The organism is Streptomyces sp. L2 (genome assembly GCF_004124325.1).
In the GTDB taxonomy this organism is placed as follows: domain Bacteria; phylum Actinomycetota; class Actinomycetes; order Streptomycetales; family Streptomycetaceae; genus Streptomyces.
The window spans coordinates 2,977,848-2,994,653 of the sequence record NZ_QBDT01000001.1 but is presented as its reverse complement, the minus strand read 5'-3'; the positions used below and the strand labels follow the sequence as shown (position 1 = coordinate 2,994,653).

At 73.4% G+C, this 16,806-nt stretch carries 10 protein-coding genes; 7 read left to right on the top strand and 3 right to left on the bottom strand.

Features of this window, described 5'->3' with window-relative positions:
* Positions 1-27: 27 nt before the first annotated feature.
* On the top strand, positions 28-1,152 hold the full coding sequence (locus DBP14_RS12675; protein WP_129307346.1) for a GuaB3 family IMP dehydrogenase-related protein: 1,125 nt from the start codon (positions 28-30) through the stop codon (positions 1,150-1,152).
* 80 nt (positions 1,153-1,232) lie between these two features.
* Here the strand turns inward: DBP14_RS12675 and DBP14_RS12670 are convergent, their stop codons facing one another.
* Together DBP14_RS12670 and DBP14_RS12665 are read right to left on the bottom strand one after the other, a co-directional pair.
* A complete protein-coding gene (locus tag DBP14_RS12670) occupies positions 1,233-1,817 on the bottom strand; it encodes a hypothetical protein (protein ID WP_129307345.1) in 585 nt (194 codons plus the stop codon).
* Positions 1,818-2,017: 200 nt separating this feature from the next.
* Positions 2,018-3,226 (bottom strand): nucleotide sugar dehydrogenase, encoded by a 1,209-nt coding sequence (locus DBP14_RS12665; protein ID WP_129307344.1) that lies wholly within the window; start codon positions 3,224-3,226, stop codon positions 2,018-2,020.
* A 374-nt stretch (positions 3,227-3,600) separates the two neighbouring features.
* On the opposite strand from DBP14_RS12665, the gene DBP14_RS12660 reads away from it, so the two are divergent.
* The 4 genes from DBP14_RS12660 (at position 3,601) to DBP14_RS12645 (ending at position 12,654) form a co-directional block, all read left to right on the top strand.
* Positions 3,601-5,307, top strand: a complete 1,707-nt coding sequence (locus DBP14_RS12660) for a glycerol-3-phosphate dehydrogenase/oxidase (protein ID WP_129307343.1) — start codon at positions 3,601-3,603, stop codon at positions 5,305-5,307.
* Positions 5,308-5,530: 223 nt separating this feature from the next.
* Positions 5,531-7,681, top strand: a complete 2,151-nt coding sequence (locus DBP14_RS12655) for a serine/threonine-protein kinase (protein ID WP_129307342.1) — start codon at positions 5,531-5,533, stop codon at positions 7,679-7,681.
* A 174-nt stretch (positions 7,682-7,855) separates the two neighbouring features.
* Positions 7,856-10,750, top strand: a complete 2,895-nt coding sequence (locus DBP14_RS12650; RefSeq protein ID WP_129307341.1) for a protein kinase — start codon at positions 7,856-7,858, stop codon at positions 10,748-10,750.
* 128 nt (positions 10,751-10,878) lie between these two features.
* Positions 10,879-12,654, top strand: coding sequence for a serine/threonine-protein kinase (locus DBP14_RS12645; RefSeq protein WP_129311824.1), 1,776 nt, complete (start codon positions 10,879-10,881; stop codon positions 12,652-12,654).
* Positions 12,655-12,755: 101 nt separating this feature from the next.
* Here the strand turns inward: DBP14_RS12645 and DBP14_RS12640 are convergent, their stop codons facing one another.
* Entirely contained in the window at positions 12,756-13,169 is a 414-nt protein-coding gene (locus DBP14_RS12640; protein ID WP_129307340.1) for a hypothetical protein, read from the bottom strand.
* A 150-nt stretch (positions 13,170-13,319) separates the two neighbouring features.
* Here DBP14_RS12640 and DBP14_RS12635 point away from each other — a divergent pair, with 150 nt between their 5' ends.
* Complete coding sequence (locus tag DBP14_RS12635; RefSeq protein WP_129307339.1) at positions 13,320-14,990, top strand: serine/threonine-protein kinase; 1,671 nt, start codon at positions 13,320-13,322, stop codon at positions 14,988-14,990.
* Between the two features lie 53 nt (positions 14,991-15,043).
* The gene (locus DBP14_RS12630) at positions 15,044-16,735 is read left to right on the top strand and encodes a serine/threonine-protein kinase (RefSeq protein ID WP_129307338.1); all 1,692 of its coding nucleotides are present in this window, start codon (positions 15,044-15,046) and stop codon (positions 16,733-16,735) included.
* Positions 16,736-16,806 lie beyond the last annotated feature (71 nt).

Sequence of the window (16,806 nt, the reverse complement as noted above, 5' to 3'; positions counted from 1 at the left end):
GCAACGCATCAGGGAAAGGCCACAGACGTGACTGAGATCGAGATCGGGCGCGGCAAGCGCGGCCGCCGGGCGTACGCCTTCGACGACATCGCCGTCGTCCCCAGCCGCCGTACGCGGGACCCGAAGGAGGTCTCGATCGCCTGGCAGATCGACGCCTACCGCTTCGAGCTGCCCTTCCTGGCCGCCCCCATGGACTCGGTCGTCTCCCCGGCCACCGCGATCCGCATCGGTGAGCTGGGCGGCCTCGGCGTGCTCAACCTCGAAGGCCTCTGGACGCGGCACGAGGACCCGCAGCCGCTGCTGGACGAGATCGCCGAGCTGCCCTCCGAGCGGGCCACGCGCCGCCTGCAGGAGATCTACGCGGCCCCCATCAAGGAAGAGCTGATCGGCGCGCGCATCAAGGAGGTGCGCGACTCCGGCGTGGTCACGGCGGCCGCGCTCTCCCCGCAGCGCACCGCCCAGTTCTCCAAGGCGGTCGTGGACGCGGGCGTGGACATCTTCGTCATCCGCGGTACGACAGTCTCCGCGGAGCACGTGTCGGGCGCCGCCGAGCCGCTGAACCTGAAGCAGTTCATCTACGAGCTGGACGTCCCGGTGATCGTCGGCGGCTGCGCCACCTACACCGCCGCCCTGCACCTGATGCGCACCGGCGCGGCCGGTGTCCTGGTCGGATTCGGCGGCGGCGCCGCGCACACCACGCGGAACGTGCTGGGCATCCAGGTCCCGATGGCGACCGCGGTCGCGGATGTGGCGGCGGCCCGCCGCGACTACATGGACGAGTCCGGCGGCCGGTACGTGCACGTGATCGCGGACGGCGGCGTCGGCTGGTCCGGCGACCTGCCCAAGGCGATCGCCTGCGGCGCCGACGCGGTGATGATGGGCTCTCCGCTGGCCCGCGCCACGGACGCGCCCGGCAAGGGCCACCACTGGGGCATGGAGGCCGTCAACGAGGAGCTGCCGCGCGGCCAGAAGGTCGACCTCGGCACGGTCGGCACCATCGAGGAGGTCCTCACGGGCCCGTCCCACACCCCGGACGGCTCCATGAACTTCTTCGGCGCCCTGCGCCGCGCCATGGCCACCACCGGCTACAGCGAGCTGAAGGAGTTCCAGCGGGTCGAGGTCACGGTGGCGGACAGCCAGCACAAGCGCTGACCCGCGAAACGGCCGCTACGACGGCGGAGGGCCCGGCACCCTGGGGTGCCGGGCCCTTCTCGCGTGCGTGCACGCGTGCCTTACGCGGCGGCCTTCTTCGTGCCCGAGAACGCGGCGAACGCGGCGATCGCGAAGAAGACGAAGGTCAGCGGGTCGGCGTTCTCCTTCCAGGCCTGCTGGACGAGATCGAGGTGGTCGAAGAACAGCTCGGAGAAGCTGACATGCAGTTCGTCGGCGCCGATCATGGCCGTCCCGACCAGCTGACCGAGGTAGACCGAGCCCAGGGCGAGCACGGCACTGGCGATCGCGACCGCCGGGTTCCGGCCGCCCGCCTTGCCCGCCGCGACGCCGATGAGGAAGCCGACGCCCACGGCCGCCCACCCGATCTCGTGCTTGGTGAGCCCGATGACGACGCCGTACAGCCCAGCGGCCACGAGCGCGGCGACCACGGCCGCGATCAGCCCGAGCGCCAGGTTGTTCCGGCCCGGCGCGGGCGGCGCCGGCGGGCCCGCGAAGGCGCCCGGCTGGGCGGGGTACGGCGCGGCCGGGGCGCCGGGCTGGGCCGGGTAGGGCGCGGGGGCGCCGGCCGGCGGCTGCTGGGCGTACGGGTTGGCGCCGGCCGGACCGGGCTGCTGCGGCTGCTGCGGCGGATATGACTGGCTCATGACAGGAGTCCCCCCGTGCTGTGTACAACTGGATGATCGAACGGATGTGCGCTCGCGCAAACTGTGTGCGCGCTCTGCGCGAGCCAGGGGAGACTAACAGCCGGGGCCGACAACGCCCCCGGCTGTTTTCCGTTCGTGACCGGCCAGGGACATCGGACGGCGACCGGCCCAGGGTGCCTGATGCGTGAGCCGGTCCGACGTCAGAGCCGGTGGGCCGCTCCCGTCGGAGTCGCCCCGCGCGTGTCCAGCAGGAGTTGGGCCTTCACCGACAGGCCCTGGAGGTCGTACGTGCGGTGCTGCTGGAGCAGGATCGTCAAGTCGGCGTCGGCGGCGGCCTCGTAGAGGGAGTCCGCGCGCGGGACCGGGCGGTCCAGGACGCTCCAGGAGGCCACGTGCGGGTCGTGGTAGCTGACGGAGGCGCCGAGTTCCATCAGCCGTACGGCGATCTCCTGGGCCGGCGTGCCCTGCTGGTCGGCGAGGTCCGCCTTGTAGGTGACGCCGAGCAGCAGCACACGTGCCCCGCGCGCGGACTTGCCGTGCTCGTTCAGCAGGGTGGCGGCGCGCTGGACGACGTACCGGGGCATGCGGTGGTTGACCTGCTGGGCCAGTTCCACCATGCGCAGGGTGCCGCCGGCGTGCCCGGTCAGGTCCTGCGGGACGGCGTGGCCGCCGACGCCCGGGCCGGGGCGGAACGCCTGGAAGCCGAAGGGCTTGGTCTCCGCGCACCGGATGACGTCCCACAGGTCGACGCCCAAGTCGTGGCAGAGGACGGCCATTTCGTTGACGAGCGCGATGTTGACGTGCCGGTAGTTGGTCTCCAGCAGCTGCACGGTCTCCGCCTCGCGCAGCCCGCGCGCGCGGACGACCTTGTCGGTGAGCCGCCCGTAGAACGCGGCGGCGGACTCGGTGCAGGCCGGGGTGAGACCGCCGATGACCTTCGGGGTGTGGGACGGGGTGTGGTCGCGGTTGCCGGGGTCGGCCCGGCTGGGGGAGTAGGCGAGGTGGAAGTCGCGGCCCGCGCGCAGCCCGGAGCCCTTCTCCAGCAGGGGCAGCAGGAAGCGCTCGGTGGTGCCCGGCAGCACCGGTGACTCCAGGATGACCGTGGTGTGCGGGCGCAGCCGCTCGGCGAGCGCGCGGGCCGCCACCTCCACCTGGCCGAGGTCGAGCCCGCCGTCGGCGCCGCGCGGGGTCGGCGCGCAGATCACGGCGGTGCGCACGCGGCCGAGGTGGGCCGGGTCGTCGGTCGGCCGGAAGCCCGCCGCGTGCATCCGGCGCAGCTCGGCGGGGCTGAGGGAGCCGGCCTCGGGGCCGGTGGCGTACCCGAGGGTGGGGATGCCTGCGGCGACGGCGGCCTGGGCCAGTGGCAGGCCGTAGGGACCGAGTCCGATGACGGCGAGATCTGCGGGCATGGCGTGGGCCGTCCTTCCCAGTAACCGAAGCGGGACAGGTGCGCAACCGCTGTGGACAGCATGAGCGAGTGCACTGTCAGACTAGGAGTAAATATGACCGTTATGCGGGATTCTGTTCGTGTGTCGGGCCAGCGGTTACGCGGGTTTTCGGGCCGTCGCCCGTGAGTTGTCCACAGGCTGGGGGCGCGGCTGGCTGAAGCCGCGCATCCCGGTCAGACTTTGGACAGGAGGACTTTGGGCAGGAGGAGGCGAGTGGGCCTAGGGCCTGTATTGAGTTCCCCGTCGTCGCCCGGAGGGAGGCAGACGGGGAACTCAATACAGGCCCTAAGGGGACCGGACCGGGAAGAAGCGGTGCGCGACAGCGGGAGGCAGCGGTGAGGACAGCGACTCTGGGGCCGGCGCAGCGGGCCGAGGCACTGGCGGCGATGGCGGAGCGCGAGCTGGACGTGCTGGTGGTCGGCGGCGGAGTGGTCGGCGCCGGCACCGCGCTGGACGCGGCGACCCGAGGCCTGGCCACCGGCCTGGTCGAGGCCCGCGACTGGGCGTCGGGCACCTCCAGCAGGTCCAGCAAACTGATCCACGGCGGCCTGCGCTATCTGGAGATGCTGGACTTCGCCCTGGTCCGCGAGGCCCTCAAGGAACGCGGCCTGCTCCTGGAGCGGCTCGCCCCCCACCTGGTCAAACCGGTGCCGTTCCTCTACCCCCTCCAGCACCAGGGCTGGGAGCGGCTGTACGCGGGCTCGGGCGTCGCCCTCTACGACGCCATGTCGATGGCCCGCGGACACGGCCGCGGTCTGCCCCTGCACCGCCATCTGACCCGCCGGCACGCCCTGTGCGTCGCCCCCTGCCTGAAGAAGGACGCCCTCGTCGGCGCCCTGCAGTACTACGACGCCCAGATGGACGACGCCCGCTTCGTCGCCACCCTGGTCCGCACGGCGGTGTCGTACGGCGCGAAGGCGGCCAACCGCGCGCGCGTGACCGGGTTCCTGCGCGAGGGCGAGCGGGTGGTCGGCGCCCGCGTGCAGGACGTGGAGGGCGGCGGGGAGTACGAGATCCGCGCCCAGCAGGTCGTCAACGCGACCGGCGTGTGGACCGACGACACGCAGGCCATGGTGGGGGAGCGCGGCCAGTTCCACGTCCGCGCCTCCAAGGGCATCCACCTGGTCGTGCCCAAGGACCGCATCCACTCCACCACCGGGCTGATCCTGCGCACGGAGAAGTCCGTCCTGTTCGTCATCCCCTGGGGCCGGCACTGGATCGTCGGTACCACCGACACCGACTGGGACCTCGACAAGGCCCACCCGGCCGCCTCCAGCGCCGACATCGACTACCTGCTCGAACACGTCAACTCGGTGCTGAGGGTGCCGCTCAGCCGCGACGACGTGCAGGGTGTGTACGCCGGGCTGCGGCCCCTGCTGGCCGGTGAGTCCGACGCCACCAGCAAGCTGTCCCGCGAGCACACGGTGGCGCATCCGGCGCCGGGCCTGGTGGTCGTGGCGGGCGGCAAGTACACCACCTACCGCGTGATGGCCAAGGACGCCGTCGACGAGGCCGTGCACGGGCTCGACATGCGCGTCGCCGACTGCGTCACCGAGGACGTCCCGCTGATCGGCGCCGAGGGCTACCGGGCCATGTGGAACGCGCGGGCCCGCATCGCCGCCCGCACCGGCATCCACGTCGTCCGCGTCGAGCACCTGCTCAACCGGTACGGCTCCATGGCCGAGGAACTCCTCGACCTCATCGCGGGCGACCCGGCCCTGGGCGCCCCGCTGCAGGCCGCCGACGACTACCTGCGCGCCGAGGTCGTCTACGCCGCCTCGCACGAGGGCGCCCGCCACCTGGACGACGTCCTCACCCGCCGCACCCGCATCTCCATCGAGACCTTCGACCGCGGCACCCGCAGCGCCCGCGAGGCCGCGGAGCTCATGGCCCCCGTCCTCGGCTGGGACAAGGGCCAGATCGAACGCGAGGTCGAGCACTACGAGAAGCGGGTCGAGGCCGAACGCGAGTCGCAGCGCCAGCCGGACGACCTGACCGCGGACGCGGCCCGCCTGGGCGCCCCGGACATCGTCCCGCTGTAGCCGCTGTAGCCGCTGTAGCCGCTGTAGCCGCTGTAGCCGCTGTAGCCGCGGGAGGGGGGAGGAGAGCGCCTGAATCACCATCATCCCGGCAACCGGAGCCCCACGTTCACCGGGTCGGCCGGGGTGCGCGGACCCGGCTCCGGGCGCCCGGCACCCTGGGCGTCGGGCACTTGTCGGGTGAGGGACAATGAAGGCTCTGTCAGGGCGGGTTATGAGGGGACGCATGTCGGAGGCGGAGCGGGCGGGGACATCCCGTCAGGAGACTCGTCAGGACAAGAGCGAGCGTCGTCTCCTCGCCGGTCGCTACCGGCTGGGAGACGTACTGGGCCGCGGCGGCATGGGCACGGTGTGGCGGGCCGAGGACGAAACCCTGGGCCGTACGGTCGCCGTCAAGGAACTGCGGTTCCCGTCGAACATCGACGAGGAGGAGAAGCGGCGCCTGATCACGCGCACCCTGCGCGAGGCCAAGGCGATCGCCCGGATCCGCAACAACAGCGCGGTCACGGTCTTCGACGTCGTCGACGAGGACGACCGGCCGTGGATCGTCATGGAGTTGGTCGAGGGCAAGTCCCTCGCCGAGGCCATCCGCGAGGACGGCCTGCTGGAGCCCCGGCGGGCCGCCGAGGTCGGGCTCGCGATCCTCGACGTCCTGCGCTCCGCGCACCGCGAGGGCATCCTGCACCGGGACGTGAAGCCGTCCAACGTGCTCATCGCCGAGGACGGCCGGGTCGTCCTCACCGACTTCGGCATCGCGCAGGTCGAGGGCGACCCGTCCATCACCTCCACCGGCATGCTCGTCGGCGCCCCCTCCTACATCTCCCCGGAGCGCGCCCGCGGCCACAAGCCGGGCCCCGCGGCCGACCTGTGGTCGCTGGGCGGCCTGCTGTACGCGGCGGTCGAGGGAACGCCGCCGTACGACAAGGGCTCCGCGATCGCCACGCTCACCGCCGTGATGACCGAGCCGCTGGAGGAGCCCAAGAACGCCGGCCCCCTCCGGGACGTCATCTTCGGCCTGCTCAACAAGGACCCGGCCCAGCGCCTGGACGACGCCGGTGCGCGGGCCCTGCTCAACACCGTGCTCCACGCGCCCGAGCCCGAGCCGATGGACGCCACGCGGGTCGTTCCGCTGCCCGCCCAGTCCGGTGGCCCGGACGGCAAGCGGGGCGAGGAGGCCGGCGACAAGCTGCGCGGGGCGCTGCGCTCGGTCCGCAAGGCGGCGGGCGCGGCGGGCGCGGCGGCGCTGACGCGCGCCAAGAGCGGCGGGAGTACGGCGGGGGCGGGGACGGGGACCGCCGGATCCGGGGCTGCCTCGGGCACGGCGAGCGGGAACCCGGGGCGGACGTCGGGCAAGGCGAGCGTGCCGGCCCAGTCCTCGTCCGGCGCGGCGGGTGGGGGTGCCGCCGGCGCGGTGCCCAGCAGGCCCACGACCCCTCCGGCGCAGGGTGCCAACGGTGCGGTCGGCGCGGCGGGCGCGGCCGGCGCGGCGAACTCCGGGGCCACCAAGCCGAGTTCGGGCTGGCCCGTCGTACCGCCGCCGGACCTGGACCTGCCCCCGCGGCAGGTGCCGAGGGCGCCGCTGACCGACGTGGTGCCCAAGCGAACGCTGGTCGTCATCGCCGTGGTGGTCGTCCTCGCGGTGATCGGCACCGTGCTGGCCCTGACCCTCGGCGGCGGCGACAAGGACGACAAGGGGAGCAGCGGCGCCAAGGCCGCGGCGAGCAGCGGCGCCTCCACCAAGAAGGACAAGGGCGGCAAGGCGGACCACGGCAAGGGCGAAGGCAAGGGCGACGGCAAGGCGGGTTCCGGCGGCGGGACGGAGGCCGACGGCTCCTCCTCGGCGTCCGCCAACACCGGTTCGGGGGGCGCGGACACGGGCGGGGACACGGACGCGGACGACGCCGGCGACTCCGCGTCCGGCTCGTCGAAGGACGGCGGCAGCGCACCCGTGGTGTCCACGCACCGGGGCACCCAGGGCTACTCCATCGGGCTCCCCAAGGGCTGGAAGTACCAGTCCACCGGATCGGCCGGCGACCGGTACACCGGCCCCGACGGGCAGAAGCTCCTCGTCGCCTGGACCAGTTCGCCCAAGGGGGACCCGGTGGCGGACTGGAAGAACCAGGAGGGGTACATGGTGCGCTCCCAGTACCACCGGATCCGTATAGAGAAGGTCGGCTACCGGGGCTGGAACACCGCCGACTGGGAGTTCACCTACGTCGACGGCGGCACCACGTACCGCACCATCGACCGCGGGTTCGTCGTCAACGACCACCAGGGGTACGCGCTGATGTACACGGCGAAGGACGCCCACTGGCACGGCGATCTGCGCAAGGACACCTGGCGGACCCTGACCAAGTCCTTCCAGCCCAAGCAGTGAGCGTGACCCGGTCGGGAGTTGACGGCGTGAGAATCCGTCATCCCCTCGGTGCGGGTTGCCTCCGGCACGTATCGTGAATGGTTGAGGACCGTACGCATCCACTCTGTATGCGGAACGGGCGGAACGGGCCCAGAAGCGAACGGATGTGACCAACCGCCGGCCGGGGGAGGCAACGTGGAGGACTATGCGGGTCGGGTGCTCGCCGACCGCTACCGTCTGCCGCTGCCCCCCGCCGACGAGTACGAACTCACCGAGACCCGCGCCTTCGACACCTACAGCGGTCAGGAAGTGCTGGTCCGGCAGGTGCCGTTGCCGGAGGTCGTCGAGGCGGAGGTGCTCGACGCGGAGGGGCTGCCCGAGGGCTTCACCCCGCGGCAGCGCGGGGCGCGCCCGGGTCCCGCCGGGCGGACCGCGACCCGGCAGCCGGCCGACCCGGCGGTGCGGCGCGCCGTCGAGGCCGTGCAGGCGGCCGCCCGCATCCCCGACCACCCCCGCCTCGACCAGGTCTTCGACGTCTTCGCGGAGGGCGGCTCCCTGTGGGTCGTCAGTGAGCTGGTGGCGGCCCGGCCGCTCGCCGCGCTGCTGGCCGAGCAGCCGTTGTCGCCGTACCGCGCGGCGGAGGTCGCCTCCGACGTCCTCATGGCCCTGCGCGTCCTGCACGGACACGGCTGGGTCCACCGCAACATCACCGCCCGCACGGTCCTCGTCTGCGACGACGGCCGCGTCATGCTGACCGGCCTCGCGGTCGGCGCGGCGGAGGAGGCGCTGTGCGGGTACGACCCGGTCCCGCCCGAGGAGGGCGGCGCGCCGGGAGCCGGGGGAGCGGCCGGACACGGCGAGTTCGGCGGCTACGGCACGAGCGGCGCGCCGCCTGCGACGGGCCGGGGCTCGACAGCCCCGGGCCAGGCACCCTCGGGTACAGCCGCCCTGTACCCGAGCCCCTCGGGTACGGCTGTCCCGTCCCCGGCAGCCGCGCTCGGTTCGGGCCGGCCGGGCGGTGGGGCGAGCGCCGGACCCGGTGCCGGACCGGGTGCCGGGAGGGCCGTACCGCAGGGCGAATCCGATCCCGAGGCTGCCCGGCGGGCCGCCATCCAGGCACGGGGCGTCGGCGGTCTGCCGGTGCCGGGTGCGAGCGGGACGTCCGGCGGCGCCCCGAGCGCGGGCGGCGCCGGTGCGCCGGGCCGGAGCACGACCGACAGCGTCGAGGACATCCGGGCCGCGCGGGCCGGAGCGATCGCCGCCTACCGGGCGGGCGCCCGCGCCGCGGCCCGCGTCCAGGAGGCCCAGCAGAACACCCGAGCCGCCCTCCCCGCGGCCCGCCCCTCCACCGAGGACGACGACACCGGAGCGGAGCGGACGAACGGGGCGGTGCAGCAGCTATATCCGCCCGGCGCGGGCTGGGCCGACGGCACGGAGCAGCGACCGTATCCGGCCGGTGCGGGCCCGACCGGCGGCGGGCAGCGGGCGTATCCCGCCGACGCGGAGCGAACGAACGGGGCGGTGCGGCAACCGTATCCGTCTGGTGGGGCGCAGCAGTCGTACCCCTCCGGTGTGCGTCGTGCCGACGGTCTGGCGCCGGAGTCGTACGCCGCCGGGGCGGTGCCCGGGCCTCCGGGGCGTATCGCCGATCCGTACGGTGTGCAAGGGGCTCCCTGGCACGGCGCCTCCCCGCGCACCGGGCCCGGCGGCCCCGACCCGGTCCAGCCGGTCCAGGCGGCCGCACGGCCCGGTGGCTCCGCGCCCGCTCTCCCCGCCCAGTCCAAGGCGCCCGTGCCGCCGGCCGAACTCACCCCCGCCTCCCCCCGGCCGGGCTTCCCGGCCAGTGCCTCGCAGCGCGGGCCCGCCACAGCGCTCGCGGCCGAGCGGGCCCGGCAGGTGCGGATGACCGTCGTGGGGCCGGTGACCGAGCGGTGGGCGCCCGAGCAGGCGGGGTCCGTGCACGAGAACTGGCAGCTGGCGGCACCGATCGGGCCCGCCACCGACCTGTGGGCGCTCGGAGCGCTGCTGTTCCGGGCGGTGCAGGGGCACGCGCCGTATCCGGAGGAGTCGACGGCCGAGCTGGTGCAGCTGGTGTGCGCCGAGCCGCCCGCCTTCGCCGAGGAGTGCGGTCCGCTCAGGCCGGTCGTGGAGTCCCTGCTGCGTCAGGACCCCACCGAACGCCCGGAGTTCGAGGAGCTGCGCGGTTGGCTGCGCAGCCTGGTGCGGTCCGCGCCGGAGCCGGACGCCGGCGCGCATGTCGTCCCCGTCCCGCCCGCCGACCCGAGCAGGCTGCCGATCGTGCGGCGGCGCGGCGAGCTGGTGCGCCGGCGCCGCGCCGGACTGCCCGCGGCCGGTCCGCACGGACGGCACAAGCGGGCCCGCCAGGACGCGGGTTCGCCGCACCACCTGGGCCGTACGCTCCTGCTGGTCGTTCTCCTGCTCCTGGCCGGCGCGGTCGCGTACGCCCTGCTGTTCATGCCGAAGGACGACAGCGACGGCAACGGCGACCGCACGGGCAGCGCCGGGCAGGTGAGCCCGGCCCCCACGGCGCCCGCGCAGCAGGAGACCCCCAGCCCGACCGGACACGGCACCCCCGCCCCCTCCACCGAGACGCAGACGCAGGGCGACAGCAGCGTCGCCGACGGCTTCACCCTGCGCACCGACCCCGAGGGCTTCAAGGTGGCCGTGGCCAAGGGCTGGGACCGCACCCCGAAGAACGGCAGCGGCGAGGTGGTGTACGCGCACGCCGGTTTCGAACTGCTCGTCGTCCCGGGCCGGGACAGCGCCGCGCAGTACGGCGGCGACCCGATGGCCTACCAGCGGAACAAGGAGCGCGAGCTGCGGCCGTACCGCGACTCCAGCTGGGCCACGGCGACCGGACTGCGCACCATCGAGGTGGGCGGACGGACCATGGCGGAGGGCCAGTTCACCTGGACCGACGACCAGGGGCACGACCTGTTCGTGCGCAACATGGCGATCCTGCTCGACGGCCGGTACCACATCGTGCAGGTCCGCGGCCCGGAGGCCGAGCGGGACGAGGTGACGCGGCTGTACGAGCAGGCTACCGCGACGTACCGCTACACGCGTTGAACAGCCCGTGCGGGTACGGCGGCGCGAACCGTCACAGTGCTGTCACCTTGGTACCCCGCTTGTTCCCTGACGGGTGACGGGTCCTTAGTCTGACCCTGTCAAGAGCATTGCGGGGCAACGTGAATCAGATGCAGGGCCTGCTCGTCGCGGGCCGCTACCGGCTCGCCGATTCCATCGGCAGCGGCGGCATGGGCCGGGTGTGGCGCGCCTACGACGAGGTGCTGCACCGGACGGTCGCCGTCAAGGAGTTGACCGCCGCGCTCTACGTCTCCGACGCGGACCGGGCCGTCCTGCTCGCCCGCACCCGGGCCGAGGCGCGCGCCGCCGCGCGCATCAACCACTCCGCCGTCGTCACCGTGCACGACGTCCTCGAACACGACGGCCGGCCGTGGATCGTCATGGAGCTGGTCGAGGGCAACTCGCTGGCCGACGAGGTCAAGGAGCGCGGCCGGGTCGAGCCGCGCGAGGCGGCCCGGATCGGGCTGTGGGTGCTGCGGGCGCTGCGCGCCGCGCACTCCGCCGGGGTGCTGCACCGTGACATCAAGCCCGGCAACGTGCTGCTCGGCCGGGACGGCCGGGTCCTGCTCACCGACTTCGGCATCGCCCAGATAGAGGGCGACTCCACCATCACCCGCACCGGCGAGGTCGTCGGCTCGGTCGACTACCTCGCGCCCGAGCGCGTGCGCGGCCACGACCCCGGCCCGTCCTCGGACCTGTGGGCGCTGGGCGCCACGCTGTACACGGCGGTCGAGGGCCGCTCACCGTTCCGCCGCACCTCACCGCTCGGCACCATGCAGGCGGTCGTGGAGGAGGAGGCGGACGAGCCGCGTCACGCCGGTCCGCTCGGACCCGTCATCGCCGCCCTGCTCCGCAAGGAGCCGGACCGGCGGCCGGGTGCGGAGGAGGCGGAGCTGATGCTCGCCGAGGCGGCGGAGGGCCGCCGTCCCAGCACGGCCCAGGCGTTCATACCCACCCAGGGGACGGGCACCCGCGGGGACTCGCGCGGGGCGGCCGGGTTCAGCGGCACCGGCGGCACAGCCGGCCCGGGCGGCACATCAGGGCCGTACGCGACCGGCCCATACACAACGGGCCCGTACGCGACCGGCCCATACGCGACCGGCCCGCACGGGACCGGCCCGACCACCGCGGGCCCCGGCACCGGCACGGCGCCCCACAGCCCTTCCACCACCGCCCCGACGGCCGCGGCCCCCACCGGAACCCCCGTCGGTACCCCCCTCGGCGGTCCCGCCGCCCCCCGCCCCCGCCGCCGGCTGCGCACCCTCGCACTCGTCATCGCCGTCGCGGCCGTAGTGGGCTCAGGCGCGGCCGTCGGCTTCCAGCGGTGGCACAACCAGGGCGGAAGCGACGCCGGTACGTCCTCCGGCCAGACCCCCTCGGCGAGCAGCACCCCTGACCCCGGGGGCGCGGTGCCGGCGAACTGGCAGGTCCGTCACGATCCTTTCGGCTTCAGCATCTCCCTGCCCAAGGGCTGGAAGCGGTCCGTCTCCATCGACCAGGACGGCCTGCGGCAGGTCGACTACTCGCCCGACAAGGGCAAGCACCTCGTGCGGATCGCCGTCGACACCGCGCCGGACTTCCGTACCGCGTACGAGCACATGAGCAACCTGGACCAGCGTGTCTCACGGCGGCTGATCGACTACAAGCGGCTGAAGTTCAAGAAGGAGCTCTTCCGCGACCTGCCGGGCGTCCGCTGGGAGTACACGTGGAACGCGCTGGCCAAGGATCCGCCGCACTACTTTCCGGGGCCCTACCATGCGATCGACGTCGGGTACATGGAGAGCAACGGCACCGAGTACGCCATCTACGCGGCCTCACCGGCGGCCGACTGGGGCACGACCCAAAAGCAGTTCAGCTGGATGCTGCGCAGCTTCCAGGAAAGTTGATCCAAGAGGACAGCCGGGGGAGGCTCCTGACCCGCGGGCCGACGCGACGAAGCTCGCCCTGATCGCCGGGCGATCAGGGCGAGGGAGCTTCGGTGCGGGGCTCAGGCGTAGTCCGTGCAAGCGCGAACTATCTTGCTCCCTTCCATGACGGCCACTTGCGCACCGATGTAGTCGAGAGCATCACCGCTGGGTGACGCGTAGGTGGTGAACGAGGCAGTCGAGCCCTTTCCGCTGTATTCGGAATGCCAGGCCCACTCGGTCACCCATCCGGCGCTGTCGTCTATGGAAACGAATCTGATGGCCACATGGTGGCCATCAGCGGCGGTGTCCTTGACCCAGCCGCTGATGTTCACGTGGTGGGCCGTCCAGTTGCTGAACGTGAGACTTCCCGATGCGCCGGTCACGGAGCACGCGGCTCCGCCACCCGCCGCGCTGGCGTTGGTCACCGTGGTCGTCGCGAATATGGCCACCGCCGCGACGCCTGTGATGGAAAGACGCTTGAGTGTGTTTCCCATCCGGCGAAAATAGCGGCGTCGTGATGCACATGACAGCGCGATTCAAGCCACCCGATCACCGGAGCGGCACGCCGCCGGTGCGTTCGCACAGGCATACTTGGCCTGTCGCATCCCCGGAGGGCATCCGTCCGGTGCGGCATGATGGGGCTCATGGGGACCCTGGGGGACGACTTCCGTCTGATCGCGGGCCGATACCGCCTTCAGGAGCGGATCGGGCGCGGTGGCATGGGTGTCGTGTGGCGGGCGAGCGACCAGGTCCTGGGCCGGCAGGTGGCGGTCAAGGAACTCGCCCCGGACGACGCGCTCGCGGACGACGACGCCCGCCGCCGCCGTGACCGCACCTTCCGCGAGGCCCGGGCGGTCGCCCAGCTGCGGCACCCGCACATCATCGTCGTGCACGACGTGGTGGAGCACGACGGGCGGCCGTACATCGTGATGGAGCTGGTCGACGGCGGCTCGCTCGCGGACCGCATCAGCGCACGCGGGCCCGTCGACGCCATCGAGGCCGCCCGGATCGGCATCGCCCTGCTCAGCGCGCTGCGCACCGCGCACGCGGCGGGCGTCCTGCACCGGGACATCAAACCCGCCAACGTGCTGATGGAGTCCGGCACCGACCGCGCGGTGCTCACCGACTTCGGCATCGCGCAGGTCGCCGGTGCCACGACCCTCACCGAGACCGGGTCCTTCGTCGGCTCGCCCGAGTACACCGCCCCGGAGCGGATGTCCGGGGTGCGGACCGGGCCGGAGTCCGACCTGTGGTCGCTGGGCGCGCTGCTGTGCACGGTGCTCAGCGGCGAGTCTCCGTTCCGGCGCGACTCGCTCGGCGGCATCCTGCACGCCGTCGTCGCCGCCGAGATCCGGCCACCCGCCGAGGCCGCGCCGCTGCTGCCCGTCGTGCGGGGCCTGCTGGAACGGGACCCGGACCGCCGCTTGGACGCGGCCGAGGCCGAGCGGATGCTGTGGGCGTTCCTGGAGACGGGGCACACGCCCGAGACCGGCGACGGCGGCGCCTCGTCGAGGTCCGGCGGCACGGGCGACCGTACGCATCCCACGCCCTACACCCCGACCCAGCACGACGTACCGCACCCCGCCCTCACCGCCCTCGCGCCGCAGCGCGCCGAGCCGCCGCCCACCGGCCGGCAGTCCACGCGGGGTGTCCTGATCGCCGCCCTGCTGGTCGCCGCCGTGGCCGGGGCCGGCGTGTCGGCGGCGGCGCTGCTGTTCGACCGCGGCGGTGACGGGGGCGGCGGCACTCCGGGCGCCACGGCGAGCCGCACCCAGGTCCCGCACACGCGCCCCAGCGCCTCCCCGGGCCCGACGGTCACCGTGACCAGGTCCGCCACCGGTTCCCCGACCGCCGCCAAGCCGCCTACCGTGCCCTCGGGTTACCACCTCGCCCGGGACCCCGCTGGCTTCTCCCTCGCCGTACCGGACGGGTTCTCCCGCAGCCCGCAGGGCCAGCGCGTCTTCTACCTGTCCGACGGGCAGACCTTCCGCCTCGGCATCAAGGTCGCCGACCCCGAGCCGGGCGGCCCCGCGGCGGTGATGAAACGGCAGGCGGAGGACGGCGCCCGGACGAACCCCGGATACCGCGACGGCCGGCTCACCCGGACCACCCACCGCGGACATCCGGCCACGCTCTGGGAGTTCACCTGGAACGGCTACACCGCGGCCGAGGGCCCGCGCCACACCTACGACCTGTGCTGGGAGGAGGGCGGCCGGATGTACGACGTCTGGGTCTCGGCGCCGGTCGGGCAGGTGCGGGAGGCCCGGGAGTACTACGACGTGGCCGTTGATACCTTCTCGGTCACGGGTCTGTGACCGGTTGGTGCCCGCGGTGGATTCGGACGCGCATGGCGCGATATGGATGAACCATGAGCAGTGACGGGGGATCCGGCCGCGGCGCCGACGACACGACGAGTTTTGTTCTGCAACCGCCGAGCGCGCAGCCCGCGCCGCCGAATCCGTACGCCGTGCCCACTCAGGCGGTGCCCCCTCAGGCGGCGGCGACGTCCCACCGTGCGGACCCGGGCGCCGTGCCCGCCCCCTCCCGCCCCGCGGACCCGGGGGCCGGACGGCTCATCGCCGGTCGCTACCGGCTGCTCGCCAAGCTGGGGCACGGCGGCATGGGCACGGTGTGGCGGGCCAAGGACGAGACGGTGGACCGCGAGGTCGCCGTCAAGGAGCCGCGCGTACCGGAACACCTTCCCGAGCGCGAACGCGCCAACGCGTTCGAGCGGATGCGCCGCGAGGCCCGCGCGGCGGCCCGCCTCGACCACCCGGCCGTGGTCGACGTGTACGACGTCGCGGTCGTCGACGAGCGCCCCTGGATCGTGATGGAGCTGGTGCGGGGCCGCACCCTCGGCGCCGCCCTCCAGGAGGGCACCCTCGATGCGCGCGAGGCCGCCCGGATCGGCCTGCACGTGCTCGGCGCGCTGGAGGCGGCGCACGCGGCCGGCGTCCTGCACCGGGACGTCAAGCCCGACAACGTGCTGCTCGGCCGGCACGACCGGGTCGTCCTCACCGACTTCGGCATCGCGCAGATCGAGGGCGAGACCAATCTGACGGACACCGGCGGCTTCGTCGGCTCGCCCGAGTACATCGCGCCGGAACGGGTGCTGGGCCAGCGTCCCGGCCCCGCGAGCGACCTGTGGTCCCTCGGCGTGGTCCTCTACACGGCCACCGAGGGCGTCTCCCCGTTTCGCCGCAGCAACACCCCGGCCACGCTGCAGTCCGTCCTCAACGCCGTCCCGGCACCGCTGTCCGTGCGGGGCCCGCTGGCCGAGGCCGTGGGCGGCCTGCTGCAGAAGGACCCGGCCCACCGTCCGACGGCGGCCCAGGTGAGGGCCCTGCTGGAGAAGGCCGTCCAGCCGCCGGCGCCGCCGGAGCCCCAACGCCCGGAGCCCACCCGCCCGGTGCCCCTGCCCGCCGCCCCCGCCCGCACCTTCCGCATGGGCCCCAGGGCGTGGCTCGGCGCCGGCGCGGCGCTGCTCGCGCCGGCGGTCGCCGCCTACCTGGTGCTCGCCGACCCGTTCGCGGGCCCGCTGCCCGACGGCTTCGAGAAGCGGACGGAGGCCGCGCTCGGCACCACGGTCGCCACCCCGGCGTCGTACCACGTCATCAGGCCCGGCAAGGACGACAGCGACAAGAACTGGGTGATGTACGAGGACGAGAGCGGCGCCCTGTGGGTCAGGGTCAACCTCGCCCGCAAGTCCCAGGACACCTCGCACACCATCGAGCACACCGCACCGGCCCAGATGTACGCCGACGACAAGACGTTCCGCAACGACGGCGACTACGACCTCGACATGCCCGGCGGCGCGCGGACGCACACGGACGACAAGGTCACGTACCACGGCGAGCAGGCGGCCCAGAACACCGTCGACTACACGACGGACGACAGCCAGAACCCGCGCAAGCGCGAACTCCAGGTCTTCTACTACCGCACCAAGTCCGGCGACATGTACCGGCTCCTCATCTCCTACCCGGGCCAGGGCGACTTCACGGCCCGCGGCCGCGAGGTGGCGAAGACGGCGATCGCGACCCTGGACATTAAGAAACCTTGACCCAGGTCGCTGGCCTCAGCCGGCCGTCGTCGCGCCCGGTCGGCTGAGACCCGGGCGATCAGGTACGAATC